Origin of the sequence: Umboniibacter marinipuniceus (assembly GCF_003688415.1) — a bacterium.
Classification (GTDB): domain Bacteria; phylum Pseudomonadota; class Gammaproteobacteria; order Pseudomonadales; family DSM-25080; genus Umboniibacter; species Umboniibacter marinipuniceus.
Genome location: NZ_REFJ01000006.1, coordinates 64,611 through 82,386, shown reverse-complemented (window position 1 = coordinate 82,386; position 17,776 = coordinate 64,611). Strand labels below are relative to the sequence as shown.

Annotated in this window: 13 protein-coding genes and 1 tRNA gene; all 14 read left to right on the top strand. The window is 48.6% G+C overall.

Annotation, left to right across the window (positions count from 1 at the left end):
• Nucleotides 1-1,221, top strand: a 1,221-nt coding sequence (tuf, locus tag DFR27_RS11895; protein WP_121877703.1) for an elongation factor Tu, incomplete at its 5' end; no start/stop codon positions are given.
• A gap of 67 nt (nucleotides 1,222-1,288) precedes the next feature.
• A tRNA-Trp gene (locus DFR27_RS11890) sits at nucleotides 1,289-1,364 on the top strand.
• 28 nt (nucleotides 1,365-1,392) lie between these two features.
• Nucleotides 1,393-1,761 (top strand): preprotein translocase subunit SecE, encoded by a 369-nt coding sequence (secE, locus tag DFR27_RS11885; protein ID WP_121877702.1) that lies wholly within the window; start codon nucleotides 1,393-1,395, stop codon nucleotides 1,759-1,761.
• 8 nt (nucleotides 1,762-1,769) lie between these two features.
• Nucleotides 1,770-2,300, top strand: coding sequence for a transcription termination/antitermination protein NusG (gene nusG / locus DFR27_RS11880; RefSeq protein WP_121877701.1), 531 nt, complete (start codon nucleotides 1,770-1,772; stop codon nucleotides 2,298-2,300).
• Nucleotides 2,301-2,436: 136 nt separating this feature from the next.
• Complete coding sequence (rplK, locus tag DFR27_RS11875) at nucleotides 2,437-2,868, top strand: 50S ribosomal protein L11 (protein WP_121877700.1); 432 nt, start codon at nucleotides 2,437-2,439, stop codon at nucleotides 2,866-2,868.
• Nucleotides 2,869-2,871: 3 nt separating this feature from the next.
• Nucleotides 2,872-3,567, top strand: a complete 696-nt coding sequence (gene rplA, locus DFR27_RS11870) for a 50S ribosomal protein L1 (RefSeq protein WP_121877699.1) — start codon at nucleotides 2,872-2,874, stop codon at nucleotides 3,565-3,567.
• Nucleotides 3,568-3,748: 181 nt separating this feature from the next.
• Nucleotides 3,749-4,243 carry a 50S ribosomal protein L10 gene (gene rplJ, locus DFR27_RS11865; RefSeq protein WP_121877698.1) on the top strand — a complete coding sequence of 165 codons (495 nt, stop codon included), beginning with the start codon at nucleotides 3,749-3,751 and terminating at the stop codon, nucleotides 4,241-4,243.
• Nucleotides 4,244-4,322: 79 nt separating this feature from the next.
• Nucleotides 4,323-4,694, top strand: coding sequence for a 50S ribosomal protein L7/L12 (gene rplL, locus DFR27_RS11860; RefSeq protein ID WP_121877697.1), 372 nt, complete (start codon nucleotides 4,323-4,325; stop codon nucleotides 4,692-4,694).
• A gap of 213 nt (nucleotides 4,695-4,907) precedes the next feature.
• Nucleotides 4,908-8,981, top strand: coding sequence for a DNA-directed RNA polymerase subunit beta (gene rpoB, locus DFR27_RS11855; RefSeq protein ID WP_121877720.1), 4,074 nt, complete (start codon nucleotides 4,908-4,910; stop codon nucleotides 8,979-8,981).
• A gap of 55 nt (nucleotides 8,982-9,036) precedes the next feature.
• Nucleotides 9,037-13,236 (top strand): DNA-directed RNA polymerase subunit beta', encoded by a 4,200-nt coding sequence (gene rpoC, locus DFR27_RS11850; protein ID WP_121877696.1) that lies wholly within the window; start codon nucleotides 9,037-9,039, stop codon nucleotides 13,234-13,236.
• A gap of 135 nt (nucleotides 13,237-13,371) precedes the next feature.
• Complete coding sequence (gene rpsL / locus DFR27_RS11845; protein WP_121877695.1) at nucleotides 13,372-13,746, top strand: 30S ribosomal protein S12; 375 nt, start codon at nucleotides 13,372-13,374, stop codon at nucleotides 13,744-13,746.
• 73 nt (nucleotides 13,747-13,819) lie between these two features.
• Nucleotides 13,820-14,290, top strand: coding sequence for a 30S ribosomal protein S7 (gene rpsG, locus DFR27_RS11840; protein ID WP_121877694.1), 471 nt, complete (start codon nucleotides 13,820-13,822; stop codon nucleotides 14,288-14,290).
• A gap of 97 nt (nucleotides 14,291-14,387) precedes the next feature.
• On the top strand, nucleotides 14,388-16,490 hold the full coding sequence (fusA, locus tag DFR27_RS11835) for an elongation factor G (RefSeq protein ID WP_121877693.1): 2,103 nt from the start codon (nucleotides 14,388-14,390) through the stop codon (nucleotides 16,488-16,490).
• Nucleotides 16,491-16,515: 25 nt separating this feature from the next.
• A complete protein-coding gene (tuf, locus tag DFR27_RS11830) occupies nucleotides 16,516-17,739 on the top strand; it encodes an elongation factor Tu (RefSeq protein ID WP_121877692.1) in 1,224 nt (407 codons plus the stop codon).
• Nucleotides 17,740-17,776 lie beyond the last annotated feature (37 nt).

Sequence of the window (17,776 nt, the reverse complement as noted above, 5' to 3'; positions counted from 1 at the left end):
GCTAAAGAAAAATTTGAACGTTCCAAGCCCCACGTAAACGTGGGCACAATCGGTCACGTTGACCATGGTAAAACAACTCTAACTGCAGCACTTACTCGCGTATGTGCAGAAGTTTACGGCGGTACAGCGGTAGCGTTTGACGGTATCGATAACGCTCCTGAAGAGCGTGAGCGTGGTATCACGATCGCAACTTCACACGTTGAGTATGATTCACCAACACGTCACTACGCACACGTAGACTGCCCAGGGCACGCGGATTATGTTAAGAACATGATCACTGGTGCTGCGCAGATGGACGGAGCAATCCTAGTATGTGGCGCGACTGATGGCCCAATGCCACAGACTCGTGAGCACATCTTGCTATCTCGTCAGGTAGGTGTACCTTACATCGTAGTATTCTTGAACAAAGCTGACCTGCTTGCAGAAGATTGTGGCGGCGTTGATTCAGAAGAATACGAAGAGATGCTAGAGCTAGTTGAAATGGAAATTCGTGAGATTCTTGAGCAGTACGAATTCCCAGGTGACGACACGCCAATCATCCCAGGTTCTGCGCTTATGGCGTTGAACGGTCAAGATGAGCATGGTTTGGGAACCACAGCGGTTGCTAAGCTAGTTGAAACACTTGATTCTTACATCCCTGAGCCAGAGCGTGCGGTAGATGGTGCATTCTTGATGCCTATCGAAGACGTATTCTCAATCGCTGGTCGTGGTACTGTAGTAACAGGCCGTGTTGAGCGTGGTATCGTAAACGTAGGTGACGAAGTTGAGCTTATCGGTATCCGTGAGACAACTACTACTACTTGTACTGGTGTTGAAATGTTCCGTAAGTTGCTTGACGAAGGTCGTGCAGGTGAGAACATTGGTGCACTACTACGTGGTACTAAGCGTGATGACGTTGAGCGTGGTCAGGTTATGGCTAAGCCGGGTTCAATCAAGCCGCACACAGTATTCGATTGTGAAGTATACGTTTTGTCGAAAGACGAAGGTGGACGTCACACTCCTTTCTTCAAGGGCTACCGTCCACAGTTCTACTTCCGTACAACTGACGTGACTGGTTCTTGTGAGCTTCCAGAAGGCACTGAAATGGTAATGCCTGGTGATAACGTTGCAATGCACGTTACACTTATCGCGCCTATCGCGATGGAAGAAGGTTTGCGTTTCGCAATCCGTGAAGGTGGCCGTACTGTAGGCGCCGGCGTTGTTTCTAAGATCGTAGAATAATCTTAGTGTAACGATTCTAGCGGCTCGAATTGTCGGGTCGCTGGTTTTCCTCCCTTGGGAGGATTGCAGGCCAGTAGTTCAATTGGTAGAGCACCGGTCTCCAAAACCGGGTGTTGGGGGTTCGAGTCCCTCCTGGCCTGCCATTTTATTTTATGGATTCAGGTTTCGTATATGACAGAACAAAACGAAGCGCAAGAATCAAGTTTCGACGCCCTTAAGTGGGTTTTTGTCGTTATTTTGGTTGGTGCGGCAATTGCAACGAATGTCTATCTAGATACTTATTCTTCATGGATTCGTTGGGGTGGTATCGCAGCGCTGTCTGTTGTTGCAGCGGGTATCGCATTGCTTACCGCGAAGGGTAAGGGTTTTTTGGTGTCGCTGGCGGCTTCGCGCAGTGAACTACGTAAGGTTATTTGGCCTACGCGTAAAGAAACAAATCAAACAACCTTGATTGTCTTGGTGGTAGTTGTCATCATGGGTATCATTCTGTATTTCATTGATATGCTCCTTGGTTGGGGTATTTCTTCCATCATTGGCTAGGAGTAGACATGTCAAAGCGTTGGTACGTAGTTCATGCTTATTCTGGGTACGAGAAGAAAGTAGCGTTGGCACTTCAGGAGCGCGTAGAGCTTCTTGGTATGCAGGACAGCTTCGGTGATATCTTAGTTCCTACTGAAGAAGTTGTTGAGATGCGCGCAGGTCAGAAGCGCAAGAGTGAGCGTAAGTTCTTCCCTGGATATGTACTTGTTCAGATGGAATTGTCTGATGCTTCGTGGCATCTTGTTAAAGAGACGCCGCGTGTTATGGGCTTCATTGGTGGAAAGGCTGATAAGCCATCGCCAATCACAGAGGCTGAAGCAAACAAGATTTTGGATCGCGTGCAGTCGGATGACAAGCCAAGACCGAAGACAGTCTTCGAGCCTGGTGAAGTTGTTCGCGTTAATGACGGTCCTTTCAATGACTTTAATGGTGTTGTTGAAGAAGTAGATTATGAGAAGAGTCGCCTGAAGGTGGCCGTACTTATTTTCGGGCGTTCTACGCCGGTTGAGCTAGAATTCGGTCAGGTCGAAAAGGCCTAAGCTCAACACGCTGAAATAAGCCTGCTTTAATCGGAATGATTGAGGTGGGCTTTTTGCGCGTTAAAAAACGTGCTAAATCGCCTTGTGGCGTTAACCGGGGAGCCTAGCGGCGTTTGTACCCAATAGGAGAAGTAAAATGGCTAAGAAAGTTGAAGCTTATATCAAGCTACAGGTGCCAGCAGGTAAGGCTAATCCAAGTCCACCAGTTGGTCCAGCGCTAGGTCAGCGCGGTGTTAACATCATGGAGTTTTGTAAGGCGTTTAACGCAGAAACTCAGGATATGGAAGCAGGTCTTCCAATCCCAGTTGTGATCACTGTTTACGCAGATCGTTCTTTCACGTTCATCAGAAAGACGCCTCCAGCGTCGGTTCTGCTGCGCAAAGCTGCAGGTATCCAGAAAGGTTCTGGTACGCCTAACACCGTTAAAGTTGCTTCGGTAACTCGCGAGCAGTTGGAAGAAATCGCTACCACCAAGATGGCAGATCTTACAGCAGCTGATATGGATGCTGCGGTACGTACAATTGCTGGCTCTGCACGTAGTGCGGGCATCACTGTAGAGGGTCTGTAATCCATGGCTAAGCTAACTAAGCGTCAAAAGCTAATCGCAGAGAAAGTTGATAGCACTAAGCTATACAGCATTTCAGAAGCGGTTGCGCTAATTAAAGAATTAGGTACAGCTAAGTTCGAAGAGACCGTAGAGGCCGCTGTGAACTTGGGTATCGATCCACGTAAATCCGACCAAGCTATCCGTGGTGCAACAACGTTGCCACATGGTACTGGTAAGACCGTTCGCGTTGCTGTTTTCACTCAAGGTGCAAACGCTGACGCTGCGAAGGAAGCTGGTGCTGACCTCGTAGGTATGGATGAACTTGCTGCTGAAATTAAAGGCGGCATGATGGATTTTGACGTTGTTGTTGCATCACCTGATGCAATGCGCGTTGTAGGACAGTTGGGTCAGGTTTTAGGTCCTCGCGGCCTAATGCCAAACCCTAAGACTGGTACTGTAACTCCAGACGTAGCAACTGCTGTTGCAAACGCGAAGGCTGGTCAGGTTCGTTTCCGTGCTGATAAAGGCGGTATCGTTCATGGCGGCATCGGTCGTGTTTCATTCGACGAAGTTGCTATCAAAGAGAACCTTGAGTCGTTGCTTGCTGAGCTTAAGAAGCTTAAGCCTGCTGCTGCTAAAGGTCAGTACGTTAAGAAGATTACGCTTTCAAGCACTATGGGTCCTGGTCTAAGCCTTGACCTTGGTTCGCTAGAAGCATAATCGGCTTAAACTTTGGGGTCTGAATACATGTATTCAGGCCATCAAAGACCGTAGGTGTGCTTGCACTTAATAGCCTACGCAGATGGTGTTGTTTCCCAAACCAGTTTTAGCTGGATTTGTGTTGAGCACCGAGGTGATCTAGCAATATTGCTAGGTTTTATTCAAATCCAGGAGTGACTATATGGCTATTGGACTAGAAGGCAAGAAAGCGATTGTCGCAGAAGTCCAGCAAGCTGCAGAAAGCGCATTGTCAGCTGTGATCGCGGATTCACGCGGTGTAACAGTTGGTGATATGAACGCTTTACGCAAAGAGGCTCGTGAGAACGGCGTTTGGTTAAAAGTTGTTCGTAACACCTTGGCGCGTCGCGCTCTTCAGGGTACCGAATTCGAATGTGTTTCTGACACATTGGTTGGTCCAAGTATTATCGCATTCTCTTCCGAGCACCCAGGTGCCGGCGCGCGTATTCTTAAAGAATTCGCTAAGAGCAACGATAAGCTTGAACTTAAAGGTGCTGCGTTCGAAGGTAAAGTAACGGACATCGCGTTGTTGGCAAGCTTGCCTACATACGACGAAGCTATTGCTAAGCTTATGAGCGTTATGAAAGAAGCGTCTGCGGGTAAGTTGGTTCGCACTATTGCGGCTATTCGCGATCAAAAAGAAGCAGAAGCAGCTTAATTCACGGATTATCCGTAAGCTTTTGTTTTGTTTGTCTATTAATACGAGCAAATATGCTCACTAAATTAGGTACTGACTCATGTCTTTGACTAAAGAAGATATCATCAACGCAGTTGCAGAAATGTCTGTAACAGACGTAGTTGCTCTTATTGAAGCAATGGAAGAAAAATTCGGCGTATCAGCAGCGGCAGCAGTAGCTGTAGCTGGCGGTGCAGATGCTGGCGGCGCAGCTGCTGAGCAAACTGAATTCGACGTTGTTCTTACCGGCGCAGGCGATAAGAAAGTTAACGTAATTAAAGCCGTTCGTGGTCTTACAGGTCTTGGCCTTAAAGAAGCGAAAGGAATGGTTGACGGCGTACCGTCAACTGTTAAAGAAGGCGTATCTAAGGATGACGCAGAAGCAGCTAAAGCAGAGCTTGAAGCAGCTGGCGCATCTGTTGAACTTAAGTAATACTGAGTTCAATAAAACGCTACTCGCTAGCACCTGCTAGCGGGCGAGGCTGGCGGTTTTTACCGTCAGCCTTTTGTCGTTTAAGAAATTGCCAACCATGACGGCATAAAATTATGGAAGTCCACCGCAGCTTTAATGCGGAAATTAGGTGCACCACCCGTGCACAAAGGTTGTTTGACCTATCAACAAGGTGCAACAAGCTGGGGAACGCTGATGGCTTATTCATACACTGAGAAGAAACGCATTCGTAAAGATTTCGGTAAACTACCGGAAGCAATGGATGTGCCTTTCCTACTCTCGATTCAGCTCGATTCATACAAGAAGTTCACGCAGGATGGTGTTAATCCTGATGCGCGTCTTGATATGGGTCTTCAGGCTGCTTTCAAATCTGTTTTTCCAATCGTTAGTCATTCGGGCAGCGCAGCGCTCGAATACGTAAGCTACGTATTGGGCGATCCGGAATTTGATGTTCAAGAATGTATTTTACGTGGCGTGACATACGCTGTACCGCTACGTGTTCGTGTTCGCTTGATTATCTACGATAAAGACTCTGGTAATAAGAGTATTAAAGATATCAAGGAGCAGGAAGTTTATATGGGCGAAATTCCGCTCATGACTGAAAATGGTACCTTTGTAATCAATGGTACCGAACGAGTGATTGTGTCACAGCTTCACCGTTCACCAGGTGTTTTCTTTGATCACGACAAAGGCAAGACTCACGCATCAGGCAAACTATTGCATTCTGCGCGTGTTATTCCTTACCGTGGCTCATGGTTAGATTTCGAGTTCGATCCGAAGGATAATGTCTTCGTCCGTATCGACCGTCGCCGTAAGCTTCCGGTAACTATCCTTTTGCGTGCAATTGGCTACACCAACGAAGAAATTCTTTCTCGTTTCTTTGATACTGACACCTACAAAATCACGAAGAAGGGCTTGATGCTCAAGCTTATTCCTCAGCGTCTTCGTGGTGAAATTGCGGCGTTTGATATCATTGATCCAGATGGCAACACCATTGCTGAAGAAGGTCGTCGTATTACGGCGCGCCATATTCGTAGCATTGAGAAGAGTGGCCTGAAAGAGCTTCTAGTTCCTGTTACTTATCTTGCTGGTAAAGCATTGGCGAACGACATCATCGATAAGAAGACCGGTGAAGTTATCGTTGAGTGTAATACCGCGGTAAGTGAAGAAGTATTGGAGCAGCTAGGCACCGCAGGTGTTAAGACCTTCAATACGCTCTACACCAACGAGCTTGATTGTGGTGACTTCATCTCTGAGACGCTTCGCATCGATACCACGCGTACCGAGCTTGAGGCGCTAGTTGAAATCTACCGCATGATGCGTCCAGGCGAGCCGCCAACGAAGGATTCTGCAGAAGGTCTCTTCCAGAATTTATTCTTCTCGGCAGAGCGTTATGATCTGTCAGCGGTTGGTCGTATGAAGTTCAACCGTCGTCTTGAGCTTGAAGGTGACGAGGGTGAAGGTACGCTTTCTCCTGAAGACATCGTTCGTGTTATCGAAGAGCTTATCAATATCCGCAACGGCAAGGGCGAGGTCGATGACATCGATCACCTAGGTAACCGTCGAGTTCGCTCGGTTGGTGAAATGGCCGAAAACCAATTCCGTGTTGGTCTTGTTCGTGTTGAACGTGCGGTGAAAGAACGTCTTTCGATGGCGGAGAGCGAAGGCTTAATGCCGCAGGATCTCATTAACGCTAAGCCGGTAGCGGCGGCGGTGAAAGAGTTCTTCGGTTCAAGCCAGTTGTCTCAGTTCATGGATCAAAACAATCCATTATCTGAAATTACGCACAAGCGACGTGTATCGGCGTTAGGCCCAGGTGGTTTGACTCGTGAGCGTGCTGGTTTTGAGGTGCGTGACGTTCACTCAACTCACTACGGTCGAGTTTGTCCAATTGAAACGCCGGAAGGTCCAAACATTGGTTTGATCAACTCCTTGGCGACCTATGCACAAGCTAACCAGTATGGCTTCCTAGAGAGCCCGTACCGCGTCGTCAAGAACGGTAAGGTCACCGACGAAGTTGTCTACCTTTCTGCCATTGACGAGATGCGTTCTGTGATCGCACAGGCTTCGGCAACGGTTAATGCTAAGGGTGAGCTGACTGACGAACTCGTTAACGTTCGTTACGAAAGTGAATTTACCGTTAAGCCGGCGGCTGACGTCCAGTATCAGGATGTTTCGCCTAAGCAGGTTGTCTCGGTAGCGGCATCACTAATTCCATTCCTAGAGCACGATGATGCTAACCGAGCGCTAATGGGCTCGAACATGCAGCGTCAGGCGGTACCAACACTGAAGGCGCAGAAGCCATTAGTAGGTACAGGTATGGAGCGCGCGGTGGCACGTGACTCAGGCGTTTGTGCCGTAGCACGTCGTGGCGGTGTGATTGATTCAGTTGATGGCGGTCGAATCGTTGTTCGTGTTGCTGACGAAGAAGTCGGTGATGACGCAGGTGTAGATATCTACAACCTAACGAAGTACACCCGTTCTAACCAGAACACCTGTATTTCGCAGCGTCCTATCGTTAATGAAGGCGACATCGTAGCCCGTGGCGACATCCTAGCAGACGGTCCATCCGTTGACTTGGGTGAGTTGGCGCTAGGTCAGAACATGCGTATCGCATTCATGCCTTGGAACGGTTACAACTTCGAGGATTCGATTCTTGTATCGGAGCGCGTTGTTGAAGAAGATCGTTTCACTAGCATTCACATTCAGGAGCTGACTTGTGTTGCTCGTGATACCAAGTTGGGCTCAGAGGAAATTTCTGCTGATATCCCTAACGTTGGTGAAGCGGCACTATCGAAGCTAGACGAATCGGGTATTGTCTACATTGGTGCAGAAGTTGATGCCAATGATATTCTGGTTGGTAAAGTAACGCCAAAGGGCGAAACTCAGCTTACGCCAGAAGAGAAACTACTCCGTGCTATCTTCGGTGAGAAGGCGTCTGATGTTAAGGATACTTCGCTACGTGTTCCAACCAGTACCAAAGGTACGGTTATTGATGTTCAAGTGTTTACTCGTGACGGCTTAGCCAAAGACACGCGTTCACTGGAAATCGAAAAGGACATGCTGGACGAATACCGCAAAGATTTGAACGAAGAGTTCCGTATTGTTCAGTCGGCAACTTACGGTCGTCTTGAGAAGCAGCTAATCGGTAAGAAAGTTACCGGTGGTGCTGGCCTTAAGAAGGGTGATGAGTTAACAGCCGAGCTTCTAGCTGGTCTTGAGAAAGACGAGTGGATGAAGATTCGTCTTGCAGACGACAGCGCAAACGAAGCAATCGAAGCGGCGAAGACTCAGCTTGAGACAGTTCGAGCAGAACTTGACGAGCGCTTTGAAGTTAAGCAGGGCAAAATCCGCAGCGGCGATGATTTGGCTCCTGGTGTACTGAAGATTGTTAAGGTTTATCTTGCCGTTAAACGTCGTATCCAGCCGGGTGATAAGATGGCTGGTCGTCATGGTAACAAGGGTGTTATCTCGGTCATTATGCCGGTAGAAGACATGCCTTATGATGAAAATGGCGTGCCTGTTGATATCGTATTGAACCCACTTGGTGTTCCTTCGCGAATGAACGTTGGTCAGATTCTTGAAACTCACCTTGGCCTAGCGGCTAAAGGTTTGGGTGAAAAGATAGATCGCATGATGAAAGAGCAGCGTAAGCTTGCTGAGATTCGTGAGTTCCTCATGGAGCTATATAACACTGGTGGCGATCAGCATACTGATATCAGCGAGCTGACTGACGAAGAAGTGTTGCACATGCTTGGTAACTTGAAAGCAGGTGTACCTATGGCAACACGCGTATTTGATGGTGCTCGCGAGAGTGAAATCAAAGAGCTTCTTCGTCTAGCGGATCTACCTGATTCAGGTCAGATGACCTTGTTCGACGGTCGTACAGGTAATGCGTTTACGCGCCCTGTGACAGTTGGCTACATGTACATGCTCAAATTGAACCACCTTGTTGATGACAAGATGCACGCTCGTTCAACAGGTTCATACAGCCTCGTAACGCAGCAGCCACTAGGTGGTAAAGCTCAGTTCGGTGGTCAGCGCTTCGGTGAGATGGAAGTGTGGGCACTTGAGGCGTACGGTGCAGCGTATACGTTGCAGGAAATGTTGACCGTTAAATCGGATGACGTTAACGGCCGTACCAAGATGTACAAAAATATTGTCGACGGCGATCACCGTATGGAGCCAGGCATGCCGGAGTCTTTCAACGTATTGTTGAAAGAGATCCGCTCGCTAGGTATCGATATGGAATTGGACACAGACGACTGAGTTGAATCAGTAGGCGAGGCCATTCCGGCTTCGCCTGCGTAGTGGAGGAAATACCTTGAAAGACTTATTGAATCTACTGAAGTCACCGGGCCAAGTAGAAGAGTTTGATTCCATCCGCGTCGGCTTAGCGTCGCCAGAGATGATCCGCTCTTGGTCTTACGGTGAAGTGAAGAAGCCAGAGACAATTAACTACCGTACGTTCAAGCCTGAACGTGACGGATTGTTCTGCGCTAAAATCTTCGGACCAGTAAAAGATTACGAGTGCTTGTGTGGTAAGTACAAGCGTCTAAAGCACCGCGGTGTTATTTGTGAGAAGTGTGGCGTTGAAGTTGCGTTGGCGAAAGTTCGCCGTGAGCGCATGGGTCACATTGAGCTTGCAGCACCTGTGGCACACATTTGGTTCCTAAAATCACTGCCATCGCGCATTGGTTTGCTGCTCGATATGACGCTTCGTGATATCGAACGTGTTCTCTACTTCGAATCTTTCGTCGTAACGAACCCGGGCATGACCACGTTGGAAGTCGGTCAGTTGCTTACTGACGAGCAGTACTTCGAAGCGATGGAAGAATTCGGCGACGAGTTCGAAGCTAAGATGGGTGCTGAAGCAATTCAGTCACTTATGTTAGACATGGATATCAAGAACGAAATCGAGCGTTTGCGCGAAGAAATTCCTGCCACTAACTCGGAAACCAAGATCAAGAAGCTATCTAAGCGCGTTAAGTTGCTAGAGGCCTTAGATCAGTCGGGCAACCGTCCTGAGTGGATGATTCTGGAAGCACTTCCAGTTCTTCCGCCGGATCTTCGCCCATTGGTTCCGCTTGAAGGTGGCCGTTTCGCAACGTCTGACCTTAACGATCTATACCGTCGTGTGATCAACCGTAACAACCGCTTGAAGCGTTTGTTGGAGTTGGGAGCGCCGGATATTATTGTTCGTAACGAAAAGCGTATGCTTCAGGAATCTGTTGATGCGTTGCTAGATAACGGCCGTCGTGGACGAGCTATTACTGGTTCGAACAAGCGTCCTTTGAAGTCACTTGCTGACATGATCAAAGGTAAGCAGGGTCGTTTCCGTCAGAACTTGCTCGGTAAGCGAGTTGATTACTCGGGTCGTTCGGTAATTGTTGTTGGTCCTACACTGCGCTTGCACCAGTGTGGCCTACCTAAGAAGATGGCACTTGAGCTATTCAAGCCGTTCATTTATAGCAAGCTTCAAGCGCGTGGTTTGGCAACAACAATTAAGTCAGCTAAGAAGATGGTTGAGCGAGAAGACGCAGTAGTGTGGGATATTCTTGACGAAGTAATTCGCGAGCACCCAGTACTTTTGAACCGTGCGCCAACACTTCACCGCTTAGGTATCCAGGCTTTTGAGCCGGTACTTATCGAAGGTAAAGCTATTCAGCTACACCCGCTCGTTTGTGCAGCGTACAACGCTGACTTCGATGGTGACCAAATGGCTGTACACGTACCGTTGACCATTGAAGCGCAGCTCGAAGCACGCGCGCTGATGATGTCAACAAACAACGTATTATCGCCTGCCAACGGCGAGCCAATCATCGTACCTTCACAGGACGTGGTATTGGGCTTGTACTGGCTAACCCGTGACCGTGTTAACGCAATGGGTGAAGGGATGGTATTCGAGAGCATGGCAGAGGTTTCTCGCGCCTATCACTCGAACCAGGTTGACCTTCAGGCACGCGTGAAAGTACGTTTCACCGATAAAGAGACGGGCGAAAGAGAGATCGTAGACACCACGGTTGGCCGTGCACTGTTGTTCGAAATCCTACCAAAGGGTCTTTCGTTTGATCTTGTTAACAAGCCGATGGTTAAGAAGGCAATCTCAGCAGTTATTGATGAGTGCTACCGTACCGTAGGTCTTAAGTCGACTGTTATCTTGGCTGACCGTCTGATGTACGCTGGATTTGAATACTCGACGAAGTCGGGCTCTTCAATTGGTGTTAACGATTTCGAGATTCCAGCTGCGAAAGCTGAGCTTATTGCTCAGGCCGAAGCTGAAGTGAAAGAAATTGAAAATCAGTACGCGTCTGGTTTGGTTACACACGGCGAAAAATACAACAAAGTGATCGATATCTGGTCTCGTACTAACGACCTCGTTGCCAAAGCAATGATGGACGGCATCGAGAACGAATTCGTTATCAACCGCGACGGCGAAGAAGAGAAGCAGCCTAGCTTCAACTCAGTCTTCATGTACGCTGATTCAGGCGCTCGAGGCTCTCCAGCTCAGATTCGTCAGTTGGCAGGTATGCGTGGTTTGATGGCGCGTCCGGATGGTTCGATTATTGAGTCTCCTATTACCGCTAACTTCCGTGAAGGTTTGAGCGTACTTCAGTACTTCATTTCTACCCACGGTGCGCGTAAAGGTTTGGCTGATACGGCATTGAAGACGGCAAACTCGGGTTACCTAACTCGTCGTTTGGTTGACGTGGCGCAGGACGTTGTAGTTACTGAAGCTGACTGTGGTACCGCAGAAGGCCTGGTTATGGCGCCAATCATCGAAGGTGGTGACATCATCGAGTCGTTGGGTAATCGTATCCTTGGTCGTGTGGTTGCGCGTGACGTAGAAGTTGACGGCGAAGTAATTCTTGCGGCGGGCACCTTGATTGATGAGGCAGAAGTTAACCTTATCGATAGCTCAAACGTTGATGAAATCATCGTTCGTAGCTCCATCACCTGTGAGGCAGAGCACGGTATTTGTGCGGCGTGTTACGGTCGTGACTTGGCTCGTGGTCATATCACGAACCCAGGCGATTCAGTAGGTGTTGTTGCGGCTCAGTCGATTGGTGAGCCAGGAACTCAGCTTACCATGCGTACGTTCCACATTGGTGGTGCGGCATCGCGTGCATCGGCAGACGATAGCATCCGCGTTAAGCAGGAAGGTACGATTCGTTTACATAATGTTAAGTACGTTACCCGTGCTGACGGCAATCTCGTGGTTACAGCGCGTTCTGGTGAAATCGCTGTGGCAGATGAGAACGGTCGCGAGCGTGAGCGTTATAAGCTGCCATACGGTGCAGTGCTTTCTATCAAAGAAGGTGACAAAGTCGACGGCGGCGCGCAGGTTGCGAAGTGGGATCCTCACACGCACCCAATCGTCTCTGAGGTAGCTGGTACCGTTCAGTTTAGCGGTATGGAAGAAGGTCTTTCTATTCGCAGTCAAACGGATGAGATTACCGGTCTTTCCACACGTGCTGTAATTGATGTGAATGAGCGTTCTTCAGCGGGTAAGGATCTTAAGCCTACCGTAACGCTAGTTGATGCCAAAGGTAAGGAAATTAGCCTACCTAACAGTAACGCACCAGCTCACTACGCCTTGCCATCAAACGCTATCTTCTCGTTGAGCGATGGTGATGAGATTGGTATTGGTGATGTTGTCGCCCGTATTCCTCAGGAATCGAGTGGTAACAAGGATATTACCGGTGGTCTACCACGCGTGGCTGACTTGTTTGAAGCGCGTAAGCCGAAAGAGCCGTCAATCTTGGCGGAGATTTCAGGTACCGTTTCATTCGGTAAAGAAACTAAAGGCAAGCGTCGTCTTGTGATTACTCCTAACAACGGCGAGTTACTTGCCGATGGTTCAACACATTGGGAACAGTTGATTCCTAAGCATCGTGTTATGGGCGTATTCGAAGGTGAAACGGTTGCTAAGGGTGAAGAAATTGCGGATGGTCCACCAAACCCACACGACATTTTACGTCTAAGGGGTGTTGAGGCGCTGACCGACTATATCACTAACGAAATTCAAGAAGTTTACCGTCTACAGGGCGTTGGCATTAACGATAAGCACATCGAAGTTATCGTTCGTCAGATGCTCCGTAAAGTCGAGATTCTCGACGGTGGTGACTCTGAATACATCAAGGGTGAGCAGATCGAATATCAAGCGATCGTTGCAGCTAACAAGAAATTGGAAGCAGAAGGCAAAATGCCAGCCCACTTCGAGCGTATGCTACTCGGTATTACCAAGGCATCGTTGGCGACAGAAAGCTTTATTTCTGCGGCATCGTTCCAGGAGACAACTCGCGTCCTAACGGAAGCAGCTGTAACCGGTAAGTCTGACAGCCTTCGCGGTCTGAAGGAAAACGTTGTTGTTGGTCGTCTAATACCTGCCGGTACGGGCCTTGCTTACCACAGTGAGCGTCGTCGTAAGCGTGCCGTTAAGGTTGAAGACACTGGTTCATTAGGTGTTTCGGCTGATGAAGTCGAAGCGGCTTTGACCGAGGCCTTGAAAGGCAACTTCTAAGATGGTCGCGTTAGGAGGGGAATCCCCTCTTGACGCACTTGATCACCATCTATACAATGCGCGCTCCCTATAAATGGGAGCCGTTACTTAGTTTCTAAGTAACATTTTTAGATATTATTGAATTGGAGTAGTTTAATGGCAACGATCAACCAGTTGGTTCGTAAGCCTAGAAAGCGCAAAGTCATTAAGACTGACGTTCCTGCTTTGCAGGCATGTCCGCAGCGCCGTGGTGTATGTACTCGTGTTTACACTACTACCCCGAAGAAACCAAACTCTGCACTTCGTAAGGTTTGCCGTGTTCGTCTAACGAACGGCTTTGAAGTGACTTCCTACATTGGTGGTGAAGGTCACAACTTGCAAGAGCACAGTGTTGTGTTGATTCGTGGCGGTCGTGTAAAAGATTTGCCTGGTGTGCGTTATCACACCGTTCGAGGCACATTGGATACATCAGGTGTTAGTGATCGCCGTCAGGGCCGTTCTAAGTACGGTGCTAAGCGTCCTAAAGCGTAAGCGTTTCTAGAGAATCGAGTAAGGTCTAGGCTGGCTTACAGTCCTAGGAAAGCCTGAAGAAGAGGGTTTTATTATGCCAAGAAGACGAGTTGTCGCAAAACGCGAAATTCTACCGGATCCAAAGTTCGGTGATGTTACGCTAGCGAAATTCATCAACCACGTTATGGTTAGCGGTAAGAAGTCGCTTTCAGAACGTATTGTATATGGCGCACTTGATACTATCGCAGCAAAGTCAGAAGGCGATGCACTAGAAGTATTCAAAGAAGCGCTAGAAAACGTCGCTCCAATGGTTGAGGTTAAGTCTCGCCGTGTGGGTGGTGCAACTTACCAGGTGCCGGTTGAAGTTCGTCCAGCACGTCGTACAGCTCTTGCTATGCGTTGGTTGGTTGAGTTTGCACGTAGCCGTGGTGAGAAGTCCATGCCAGGACGTCTAGCCGGCGAAATTCTTGACGCAGCAGCACAGAAAGGTGGCGCGGTTAAGAAACGTGAAGATGTACACCGTATGGCGGAAGCCAACAAGGCGTTCTCTCACTTCCGCTTCTAAAGAAGTTGGAGTTAGAATTCTTCGCGAGATTAAGGCGGCTGTTTCGACAGCTGCCTTTTTCCCATGAAGTACCCTAAAAAATTAGGAATTATTTGTAGTGGCTCGTAAAACCCCAATTAATCGTTACCGTAACATTGGTATTGTTGCTCACGTTGACGCTGGTAAAACAACTACCACCGAGCGTGTGCTGTTCTATACTGGATTATCTCACAAAATTGGTGAGGTACATGACGGTGCCGCAACGATGGATTGGATGGAGCAAGAGCAAGAGCGTGGTATTACTATTACCTCTGCGGCTACAACCTGCTTCTGGCGGGGAATGGATGCTCAGTTTGATGAGCACCGTATTAATATTATCGATACCCCTGGGCACGTAGACTTCACTATTGAGGTAGAGCGTTCGCTCCGTGTTCTGGATGGTGCTGTTGTTGTGTTGTGTGGTTCGTCCGGTGTGCAGCCACAAACCGAAACAGTATGGCGTCAAGCCAACAAATATGAAGTGCCTCGCGTTGTCTTTGTCAACAAGATGGATCGAGCAGGTGCGGATTATAATAGCGTTGTAGAGCAGCTCCGTGAGCGTCTAGGTGCTAATGCTGTGCCAATGCAATTAACCATTGGTGCTGAAGATGAATTTAAAGGGGTTGTCGATCTTATCAAGATGAAGGCAATTCTTTGGAGTGAAGCTGATCAGGGGATGTCCTTTGAGTACGGTGACATTCCTGCTGAAATGAAGGATGAGTGCGATGAAGCGCGTGAATTCCTCATTGAGACAGCAGCTGAAGCTAATGACGAATTGATGGAAAAGTACCTCGAGGGAGGTGATCTCAGCGAAGCGGAGATTAAGTCGGCTATTCGTCAGCGAACCTTAGCGAATGAAATCGTGCCGGTTTTTGGTGGCTCAGCGTTTAAGAATAAAGGTGTTCAGGCAGTCCTGGATGCAGTTATTGAGTACATGCCATCGCCAACTGAAGTTAAGGCAATCGAAGGTCATTTGCTTGATAAAGATGAAACCGTTGAAGCGCGTGAAGCTAAGGACGATGCGCCGTTTGCTGCGCTAGCTTTTAAGATTGCAACGGACCCGTTTGTGGGAACACTAACTTTCTTCCGAGTCTACTCGGGTAAGTTGGAAACCGGAACGGCCGTGTTTAACTCGGTAAAAGAAAAACGCGAGCGTGTTGGTCGAATGGTGCAGATGCACGCTAACGATCGCCAGGAAATAACCGAAGTTTTGGCAGGTGATATTGCCGCTGCGGTGGGTCTGAAGGACGTCACCACAGGCGACACGCTTTGCGATATGAAGAAGCCTATCGTGCTTGAACGTATGGAGTTCCCTGAGCCGGTTATTTCGGTGGCGGTTGAGCCTCGTTCGAAGCCCGATCAGGAGCGCATGGGTATTGCACTAAGTAAGTTGGCGCAGGAAGATCCGTCGTTCCGCGTTAAAACTGATCCTGAAACGGGTCAGTGTATTATCTCTGGCATGGGTGAGCTACACCTCGATGTGTTAGTTGACCGTATGCGCCGAGAGTTTAACGTTGAGGCAAATATTGGTAAGCCTCAGGTTGCTTACCGCGAAGCGATTAAGAGCAGCTGTGACATCGAAGGTAAGTTCGTTCGACAGTCCGGCGGTAAAGGCCAGTACGGCCATGTAAGAATTAAGTTTGAACCGTCAGAGGAAGAGGGTTTAGAGTTTATCAACGAGATCGTTGGTGGTGTTGTTCCTCGTGAATACATTCCAGCGGTTGGTAAGGGTATCGAAGAGCAAATGCAGAATGGTGTTCTTGCGGGCTACCCATTGATTGGTTTGAAGGCTACCGTATACGATGGATCGTATCACGATGTGGACTCTTCAGAGATGGCGTTTAAGATCGCTGCCGGTATGGCAACTCGTAAGTTGGCAGAAGAAGGCGATGTTATCCTGATGGAACCAGTCATGAAGGTTGAAGTAGTAACTCCAGAGGAAAATATGGGTGATGTTGTTGGTGATTTAAACCGCCGACGTGGCCTTATTTCTGGAATGGAGGAAAGTGCTTCAGGAAAGGTTGTCAATGCCGAAGTCCCTTTGGCGGAGATGTTCGGTTACGCAACCGACCTGCGTTCTGCAACCCAAGGTCGAGCGACCTATACGATGGAGTTCTCTAAGTATTCTGAGGCTCCGAGTAGCGTGGCTGATTCAGTCATCGCTAAGAATCATGTTTCTTAACTGTTAGCTATCGAGGACACTAGTCGTGGCAAAAGAAAAATTTGAACGTTCCAAGCCCCACGTAAACGTGGGCACAATCGGTCACGTTGACCATGGTAAAACAACTCTAACTGCAGCACTTACTCGCGTATGTGCAGAAGTTTACGGCGGTACAGCGGTAGCGTTTGACGGTATCGATAACGCTCCTGAAGAGCGTGAGCGTGGTATCACGATCGCAACTTCACACGTTGAGTATGATTCACCAACACGTCACTACGCACACGTAGACTGCCCAGGGCACGCGGATTATGTTAAGAACATGATCACTGGTGCTGCGCAGATGGACGGTGCAATCCTAGTATGTGGCGCGACTGATGGCCCAATGCCACAGACTCGTGAGCACATCTTGCTATCTCGTCAGGTAGGTGTACCTTACATCGTAGTATTCTTGAACAAAGCTGACCTGCTTGCAGAAGATTGTGGCGGCGTTGATTCAGAAGAATACGAAGAGATGCTAGAGCTAGTTGAAATGGAAATTCGTGAGATTCTTGAGCAGTACGAATTCCCAGGTGACGACACGCCAATCATCCCAGGTTCTGCGCTTATGGCGTTGAACGGTCAAGATGAGCATGGTTTGGGAACCACAGCGGTTGCTAAGCTAGTTGAAACACTTGATTCTTACATCCCTGAGCCAGAGCGTGCGGTAGATGGTGCATTCTTGATGCCTATCGAAGACGTATTCTCAATCGCTGGTCGTGGTACTGTAGTAACAGGCCGTGTTGAGCGTGGTATCGTAAACGTAGGTGACGAAGTTGAGCTTATCGGTATCCGTGAGACAACTACTACTACTTGTACTGGTGTTGAAATGTTCCGTAAGTTGCTTGACGAAGGTCGTGCAGGTGAGAACATTGGTGCACTGCTACGTGGTACTAAGCGTGATGACGTTGAGCGTGGTCAGGTTATGGCTAAGCCGGGTTCAATCAAGCCGCACACAGTATTCGATTGTGAAGTATACGTTTTGTCGAAAGACGAAGGTGGACGTCACACTCCTTTCTTCAAGGGCTACCGTCCACAGTTCTACTTCCGTACAACTGACGTGACTGGTTCTTGTGAGCTTCCAGAAGGCACTGAAATGGTAATGCCTGGTGATAACGTTGCAATGCACGTTACACTTATCGCGCCTATCGCGATGGAAGAAGGTTTGCGTTTCGCAATCCGTGAAGGTGGCCGTACTGTAGGCGCCGGCGTTGTTTCTAAGATCGTAGAATAATCTTAAATACGCGTATTAAAAAAGGCTGCCTTCGGGC

Excerpts from the sequence above, each read along its gene's own strand:
- rpsL (WP_121877695.1), top strand. The coding sequence starts at position 13,372 with ATGGCAACGATCAACCAGTTGGTTCGTAAGCCTAGAAAGCGCAAAGTC.
- nusG (WP_121877701.1), top strand. The coding sequence starts at position 1,770 with ATGTCAAAGCGTTGGTACGTAGTTCATGCTTATTCTGGGTACGAGAAG.
- secE (WP_121877702.1), top strand. The coding sequence starts at position 1,393 with ATGACAGAACAAAACGAAGCGCAAGAATCAAGTTTCGACGCCCTTAAG.
- rpsG (WP_121877694.1), top strand. The coding sequence starts at position 13,820 with ATGCCAAGAAGACGAGTTGTCGCAAAACGCGAAATTCTACCGGATCCA.
- rplJ (WP_121877698.1), top strand. The coding sequence starts at position 3,749 with ATGGCTATTGGACTAGAAGGCAAGAAAGCGATTGTCGCAGAAGTCCAG.
- rpoB (WP_121877720.1), top strand. The coding sequence starts at position 4,908 with ATGGCTTATTCATACACTGAGAAGAAACGCATTCGTAAAGATTTCGGT.
- rplA (WP_121877699.1), top strand. The coding sequence starts at position 2,872 with ATGGCTAAGCTAACTAAGCGTCAAAAGCTAATCGCAGAGAAAGTTGAT.
- rplL (WP_121877697.1), top strand. The coding sequence starts at position 4,323 with ATGTCTTTGACTAAAGAAGATATCATCAACGCAGTTGCAGAAATGTCT.
- rplK (WP_121877700.1), top strand. The coding sequence starts at position 2,437 with ATGGCTAAGAAAGTTGAAGCTTATATCAAGCTACAGGTGCCAGCAGGT.